Annotated in this window: 7 protein-coding genes; 6 read left to right on the top strand and 1 reads right to left on the bottom strand. The window is 68.3% G+C overall.

All coding sequences use genetic code 11. The features are described 5' to 3' along the window. On the top strand, positions 1-429 hold a 429-nt coding region (locus EHS43_RS32630; RefSeq protein WP_148104136.1), incomplete at its 5' end, for a DUF4190 domain-containing protein. Positions 430-483: 54 nt separating this feature from the next. Here the strand turns inward: EHS43_RS32630 and EHS43_RS32625 are convergent. Then, complete coding sequence (locus EHS43_RS32625; protein WP_185806514.1) at positions 484-1,053, bottom strand: NADAR family protein; 570 nt, start codon at positions 1,051-1,053, stop codon at positions 484-486. Positions 1,054-1,264: 211 nt separating this feature from the next. On the opposite strand from EHS43_RS32625, the gene EHS43_RS32620 reads away from it, so the two are divergent. From EHS43_RS32620 to EHS43_RS32600, 5 genes are read left to right on the top strand one after another with little or no spacing between them, the layout of a single operon-like run. Then, on the top strand, positions 1,265-2,800 hold the full coding sequence (locus EHS43_RS32620) for a gamma-aminobutyraldehyde dehydrogenase (RefSeq protein WP_125194281.1): 1,536 nt from the start codon (positions 1,265-1,267) through the stop codon (positions 2,798-2,800). Positions 2,801-2,856: 56 nt separating this feature from the next. Beyond that, positions 2,857-4,104: a PotD/PotF family extracellular solute-binding protein gene (locus EHS43_RS32615; RefSeq protein WP_125194280.1), complete on the top strand. Its 1,248-nt coding sequence runs from the start codon at positions 2,857-2,859 to the stop codon at positions 4,102-4,104. Next, the gene (locus EHS43_RS32610) at positions 4,101-5,267 is read left to right on the top strand and encodes an ABC transporter ATP-binding protein (protein WP_125194279.1); all 1,167 of its coding nucleotides are present in this window, start codon (positions 4,101-4,103) and stop codon (positions 5,265-5,267) included. Before EHS43_RS32615 ends, EHS43_RS32610 begins: the two co-directional genes overlap by 4 nt. Then, positions 5,267-6,196, top strand: a complete 930-nt coding sequence (locus tag EHS43_RS32605; protein ID WP_125194278.1) for an ABC transporter permease — start codon at positions 5,267-5,269, stop codon at positions 6,194-6,196. The genes EHS43_RS32610 and EHS43_RS32605 overlap by 1 nt, the downstream gene beginning before the upstream one ends. Beyond that, positions 6,197-6,997, top strand: a complete 801-nt coding sequence (locus EHS43_RS32600; RefSeq protein ID WP_125194277.1) for an ABC transporter permease — start codon at positions 6,197-6,199, stop codon at positions 6,995-6,997. It begins immediately after the preceding gene. The last annotated feature ends 128 nt before the right edge of the window (positions 6,998-7,125 follow it).

Here is a 7,125-nt window from a genome sequence, read left to right as displayed (position 1 = left end):
CCCCCGCCCATCGGACCGGAGGGCCCCGGCGCTCCCGTCGGCTACGGCTACCCCGGCTACCCCCAGGGCGCGCAGGGGTACGGCGGCTGGGCCCCGCCGATGCCCCCGCAGAACGGCATGGGCGTCGCCGCGATGGTGCTGGGCATCCTCTCCTGCGCCCTGTTCTGCATGTACGGCATCCTCTCGCTGGTGCTCGGCGTCCTCGCCATCGTGTTCGGGGTCAAGGGACGCAAGCGGGCCGAGCGCGGAGAGGCCACCAACCACGGACAGGCGCAGGCCGGGTTCATCATGGGGATCATCGGCACGATCCTCGGGATCGCGGTGATCGTGCTGCTGGCCATCGGGATCACCGCCGCCATCAACTCGGAGGACGACTCCGACTACTACGACGGCTCCCTCGCCGTCGTGGCGACGGTCCAGGCGGGGTAGCAGCCGCGGCGCACGGCAAGGAAAACAGGGGACCACCGGATCCGGTGGTCCCCTTCACGCGTTTCTGAGGCGCTCCCTCGCCTCCATCAGCGCGAAGCCCAGGAGGTTCGGGCCGCGCCAGCGCTCCGGTGCGCCCGCCGCCTCGTCGTCCGCGGCCAGACCGATGCCCCAGACCCGGTCCACCGGGCTGGCCTCCACCAGGACCCGGTCCCCGGTGTTCAGCAGGAACGCGCGCAGGTCGGCGTGGGCCGAGAACTTGTGCACGCTGCCCTCGACGACGATCCCGAACCGCTCCCGCCGCCAGACCTGCTCGTCGAAGCTACGGACCAGACGGCCCGCCGCCTTGGCCTGGGACGGGTGCCCGGCGGCCAGTGCGCGGCGCTCGGCCTCCGGGTCGTCGAAAAGCCGCGCCTTGGCCGCCATCATCCAGTGCTCGGCGGTCGCATAGGTCACCCCGTCCACCACGAAGGGTGAGGGCCACCACTGACTCAGACAGCTCGCGCCGACCCGGCCGTCCGGCCGCGGGCGGTGGCCCCAGAAGTGCAGATACTTGATCTTCGCCCCCGCCCTGACCTGCTTGACCAGGGCATCCTGTGAATCGATCTTCTCCGTGATCCTCCCCATGCACGCGAGTCTGGCAGGAACCACTGACAGTCCGTCCTCCCTTTTCGGCGACGACTCGACACCTGGTCGACAGATTCCGTCGCGTAACCGAAAGGCAACAACGGAATCACTTGTAGGAGTGTCATTGCTCTGTCAGGATCGGCACTCAAATCGAGCTGGAGCTACGCCACCCGCCCGCGGTCGCCGCGGGGTGACGGCGGAGGAGAGCGACATGCACAACCCGGGCAGTGCCATCCCGGACCGGTTCGCGGCCCAGGAGCGGTTCGCCGAAGGCGCGCAGTTCATCGGAGGGCGTCTCACCAAGGGGACCTCCGGACGTACGCACGCGGTCGTCGATCCGGCGAGCGGCGAGGAGGTCCTCACCTATGAGCTGGCCGGCGTCGAGGACGTGGACGCCGCCGTCGCCGCGGCGCGCGCGGCCTTCCCGGGATGGGCCGCCTCCACTCCCGGCGAGCGCTCCGACGCCCTGCACCGGTTCGCCGCCGTACTCGCCGACCGTGCCGAGGACTTCGCCCGCGCGGAGTCGCTCCAGTGCGGGAAGCCGCTGAAGCTGACCCGGGAGTTCGACGTCCCGGGGACCATCGACAACACCGCCTTCTTCGCGGGAGCGGCCCGGCATCTCCAGGGGCAGTCGGCCGGGGAGTACTCCGGCGATCACACCTCGTACGTGCGGCGCGAGCCCATCGGGGTCGTGGGGTCCATCGCGCCCTGGAACTATCCGCTCCAGATGGCCGCCTGGAAGATCCTCCCGGCGATCGCGGCAGGCAACACCATCGTCCTGAAGCCGGCCGAGATCACCCCCCTCACCTCGCTCCTCTTCGCCCAGGCGGCCACCGACGCCGGGATCCCCGACGGTGTCGTCAACATCGTCACCGGGACCGGCAGGGAGGCGGGTGAGCGGCTGGTCGGGCATCCCGACGTGGCCATGACCTCCTTCACCGGGTCCACGGCCGTCGGCAAGCGCGTCGCCGAGATCGCCACCGCCACCGTCAAGCGGCTGCACCTGGAACTCGGCGGCAAGGCCCCCTTCGTCGTCTTCGACGACGCCGACCTGGAGGCCGCCGTCAACGGGGCCGTCGCGGGCGCCCTCATCAACACCGGACAGGACTGCACGGCCGCTACGCGCGCGTACGTGCAGCGGCCGCTGTACGAGGCGTTCGTCGAGCGGACCGCCGCCCTCATGGAGAGCGTCCGGCTGGGCGATCCGTTCGCCGCCGGCACCGATCTCGGCCCGCTCATCTCCCACGTCCAGCGGGACCGGGTCGCCGGGTTCGTCGACCGTGCGCGCGGCTACGCGCGCGTGGTGGCCGGCGGCGAGGCGCCGGGCGGAGAGCTCGCCAAGGGCGCGTACTACAAACCCACCCTCGTCGCGGACGCCGCCCAGGACAGCGAGATCGTCCAGTCCGAGATCTTCGGGCCGGTCCTGGTCGTGCTGCCCTTCGACAGCGACGACGAGGGCATCCGGCTCGCCAACGACACCCCTTACGGGCTCGCCGCCTCCGCCTGGAGCCGGGACGTCTACCGGGCGAACCGGGCCACGCGGGAGATCAAGGCCGGGTGCGTGTGGGTCAACGACCACATCCCGATCATCAGCGAGATGCCGCACGGCGGGTACAAGGCGTCCGGCTTCGGCAAGGACATGTCCTCGTACTCGTTCGAGGAGTACACCCAGATCAAGCACGTTATGTTCGACAACACGGCGGTCGTCAGGAAGGACTGGCACCGCACGATCTTCGGGGACCGATAGCCGTATTCAGGCCGCCCGACCCGCGGCCGCCCACTTTCCCGAAAGGGCACCAGCGCATGGAGCAGTACGAGCCCGACCGCCTGTCACCGGCCCAAGTGGCCGCCATGCGGCGCAGTTTCCGAAGCGGCCGGGCCGCCATGACCCGGCGGTCCCTGTTGCGTGCCTCCGCGGGCGGCGCGCTCACGGTCGGCGGCCTCGGCGCGCTGAGCGCCTGCGGCATCCCCGCGGCCGGCAACACCCAGGGCGGGGTCTCGGCCGAGGACCACTCGGCCAAGGAGAAGACCGTCAACTTCTCCAACTGGACCGAGTACATCGACGTGGACGAGAGCGAGAAACACCACCCCACGCTCGACCAGTTCAAGAAGCAGACCGGCATCTCGGTCAAGTACACCGAGGACATCAACGACAACGTCGAGTTCTTCGGGAAGATCAAGCCGCAGCTCGCGGCGGGGCAGGACACCGGGCGCGACATCATCGTGCTCACCGACTGGCTCGCCGCACGGCTCATCCGCCTCGGGTGGGTCCAGAAACTGGACGCCTCCAACCTGCCGCACGCCTACGCCAACCTGTCCCAGCAGTTCCGTGAACCCGACTGGGACCCGGGGCGGGCGTACTCCTACGTGTGGCAGGGCATCTCGACCGTCATCGCCTACAACAAGAAGGCGCTCGACGGCCAGGAGGTGAAGTCGATCTCCGACCTGCTCGACAACACCAAGCTCAAGGGCCGGGTGGGCTTCCTGTCGGAGATGCGCGACAGCATCGGCATGACCCTGCTCGACATGGGCAAGGACCCGGCGCACTTCACCGCCGACGACTACGACGCCGCCATCGCGCGTCTGCAGAAGGCCGTCGACAAGGGGCAGATCCGCCGCTTCACCGGCAACGACTACACCTCCGACCTGACCAGCGGCGACTTCGCCGCCTGTGTCGCCTGGGCCGGTGACGTCGTCCAGCTGAAGGCCGACAGCCCGGACATCGACTTCATCATCCCGGACAGCGGATACATGACGTCGACCGACAACATGCTGATCCCGAACAAGGCCCGTCACAAGACGAACGCCGAGCGGCTCATCGACTTCTACTACCAGCCGAAGCCGGCCGCCGAGCTCGCCGCGTACATCAACTACGTGTCGCCCGTCGACGGGGTCAAGCCCGAGCTGGAGAAGCTCGACCCGGATGCGGCGAACAACCCGCTGATCATCCCCGACAAGGCCATGGCCGCGAAGTCGCACGCCTTCCGCTCCCTGAGCGCGAAGGAAGAGACGGCCTTTGAAGAGAAGTTCGCGAAGCTGACTGGGGCGTGATCACCGTGACGAACAAGACCACCGAGACCGGCGGGGACGTCCGCCTCGCCGGCATCAGCAAGACGTACGACAACGGCTTCACCGCGGTGCAACCGCTCGACCTGACCGTGCCCCAGGGCTCCTTCTTCGCCCTGCTCGGCGCCTCCGGCTGCGGCAAGACGACCACCCTGCGCATGATCGCCGGCCTGGAGGAGCCCACCACGGGCACCGTGCACCTCGGCGACCAGGAGGTCACCCGGCTGCCGCCCTACAAGCGGCCGGTGAACACCGTCTTCCAGTCCTACGCCCTCTTCCCGCACCTCGACATCTTCGAGAACGTCGCCTTCGGCCTGCGCCGGCGTGGCATCAAGTCGGTGAAGAAGCAGGTCGAGGACATGCTGGAGCTCGTGCAGCTGGGGGAGCAGGCCCGCAAGAAGCCGCACCAGCTCTCGGGTGGCCAGCAGCAGCGTGTGGCGGTCGCGAGAGCCCTGATCAACACCCCCAAGGTGCTCCTCCTCGACGAGCCGCTCGGCGCCCTCGACCTCAAGCTGCGCCGCCAGATGCAGCTGGAGCTCAAGCGCATCCAGACCGAGGTCGGCATCACCTTCGTGCACGTCACGCACGACCAGGAGGAGGCCATGACCATGGCCGACACGGTCGCCGTGATGAACGCGGGCCGCGTCGAGCAGCTCGGCTCGCCCACCGACCTGTACGAGAACCCGAACACCACCTTCGTCGCCAACTTCCTCGGCACCTCCAACCTCATCGAGGCCGAGGTCGACTCCAGGAGCGGCGGCGAGATCGTCCTGAAGGCGGGCGGCGGCAAGCTGGTGCTGCCCGAGACGCGCTACGCCGGGCCGGCCGCGACCGGCGGCCGGGTGCTGGTCGGCGTACGCCCCGAGAAGATCTCCCTCACCCACGCCGACGAGGCCGGCGAGATCCCCGACGGCCGCAACCGCATCACCGGCAGGATCGCCGACTCCTCCTTCATCGGCGTCTCCACGCAGTACGTCATCGACAGCCCCGTCTGCCCCGAGTTCGAGGTCTACGCCCAGAACATCGACCGCGACGCCCGGCTGGTGCCCGGCGCCGAGGTCGTCCTGCACTGGAACCCGGCCCACACCTTCGGTCTGGACGCGGCCCAGGACATCGACGCCGGCATCCAGGAAGAGGCGACGGTCTGATGGCGACGCTCACCGAGGCGCCCCCGCCGCTCTCCCCGACCGCGCCCGAGAAGAAGCCCCCACGCAGGAGGGGCCGCTTCACGCCGTACTGGCTGCTGCTGCCCGGCATCCTGTGGCTGCTGGTCTTCTTCGCCCTGCCGATGATCTACCAGGCCTCCACGTCCGTGCAGACGGGCTCCCTGGAGACGGGCTACAAGGTCACCTGGCACTTCGCGACCTACTGGGACGCGCTGTCGCAGTACTGGCCGCAGTTCCTGCGCTCGATCCTGTACGCCGGTGCCGCGACGATCCTCTGTCTGGTGCTCGGCTACCCGCTCGCGTACCTCATCGCGTTCCGCGCGGGACGCTGGCGGAACCTGATCATGGTCCTGGTGATCGCGCCGTTCTTCACCAGCTTCCTGATCCGCACCCTCGCCTGGAAGACGATCCTCGCGGACGGCGGCCCGGTCGTCGGCGCCCTCAACTCGCTGCACGTCCTGGACGTCACCAGCTGGCTCGGCTGGACCACCGGCGACCGTGTCCTGGCCACCCCGCTCGCGGTGGTCTGCGGTCTGACGTACAACTTCCTGCCGTTCATGATCCTGCCGCTGTACACCTCCCTGGAGCGCATCGACGGGCGGCTGCACGAGGCGGCGGGCGACCTGTACGCCAAGCCCGTCACCACCTTCCGCAAGGTCACCTTCCCGCTGTCGATGCCGGGCGTGGTCTCCGGCACCCTGCTGACCTTCATCCCGGCGGCCGGCGACTACGTCAACGCCGACCTGCTCGGCTCCACGGACACCCGCATGGTCGGAAACGTCATCCAGACGCAGTTCCTGCGGATCCTGGACTATCCGACGGCGGCGGCCCTCTCCTTCATCCTGATGGCCGCGATTCTCTTCATGGTCACCTTCTACATCCGTAGGTCCGGCACGGAGGATCTGGTTTAAATGGCCTTCGTCAACTGGCTCAAGCGTCATCTCGTCGTCATCGCGGGACTGATCACGCTCGGATATCTGCTGCTGCCGAACGTCGTCGTCACGGTGTTCTCCTTCAACAAGCCGAAGGGACGCTTCAACTACGAGTGGCAGCAGTTCTCCACGGACGCCTGGAAGGACCCCTGCGGGGTCGCCGACATGTGCGGCTCGCTGTCCGTCAGCCTTCAGATCGCGTTCTGGGCGACACTCGGCGCGACCGCCCTCGGCACGATGATCGCCTTCGCGCTGGTCCGCTACCGCTTCCGCGCCCGCGGCGCGGTGAACTCGCTGATCTTCCTGCCGATGGCGATGCCCGAGGTCGTCATGGCGGCCTCGCTGCTCACGCTGTTCCTCAACATGGGCGCCCAGCTGGGCTTCTGGACGATCCTCATCGCCCACATCATGTTCTGCCTGAGCTTCGTCGTGACGGCGGTCAAGGCGCGTGTGATGTCGATGGACCCGCGGCTGGAACAGGCCGCTCAGGACCTGTACGCCGGGCCGTTCCAGACCTTCGTCCGCGTCACCCTGCCCATCGCCGCCCCCGGAATCGCCGCGGGCGCGCTGCTCGCCTTCGCGCTCTCCTTCGACGATTTCATCATCACCAACTTCAACGCGGGCTCGACCGTCACCTTCCCCATGTTCGTCTGGGGTTCGGCACAGCGCGGAACGCCCGTCCAGATCAACGTCATCGGCACGACGATGTTCCTCGTCGCCGTCCTCCTGGTGCTGACCTCCATGGTCGTCAGCAACCGCCGCAACAGGCAAAAGGCATAGGCCTTTTCGCAGAACCCCCTGTAGGGAGTTGAAATCATGGCCCCGAGCGCCATGAGCCGTTGGACGAAGTCACTTTCCGAGGCCCAGCCGGTCCCGTACTGGCTGGACGACCCCGGCAGGCCCCACCC

It is taken from the genome of Streptomyces sp. RP5T (assembly GCF_003933965.1).
Lineage (GTDB): Bacteria > Actinomycetota > Actinomycetes > Streptomycetales > Streptomycetaceae > Streptomyces.
The sequence above is the reverse complement of the archived record's forward strand: the minus strand, read 5'-3'. Positions and strand labels throughout refer to the sequence as shown.

What these genes read in the sequence shown, in the direction of transcription:
- EHS43_RS32625 (WP_185806514.1), bottom strand. Translation starts at nt 1,053, where the DNA reads ATGGGGAGGATCACGGAGAAGATCGATTCACAGGATGCCCTGGTCAAG.
- EHS43_RS32620 (WP_125194281.1), top strand. Translation starts at nt 1,265, where the DNA reads ATGCACAACCCGGGCAGTGCCATCCCGGACCGGTTCGCGGCCCAGGAG.
- EHS43_RS32615 (WP_125194280.1), top strand. Translation starts at nt 2,857, where the DNA reads ATGGAGCAGTACGAGCCCGACCGCCTGTCACCGGCCCAAGTGGCCGCC.
- EHS43_RS32605 (WP_125194278.1), top strand. Translation starts at nt 5,267, where the DNA reads ATGGCGACGCTCACCGAGGCGCCCCCGCCGCTCTCCCCGACCGCGCCC.
- EHS43_RS32600 (WP_125194277.1), top strand. Translation starts at nt 6,197, where the DNA reads ATGGCCTTCGTCAACTGGCTCAAGCGTCATCTCGTCGTCATCGCGGGA.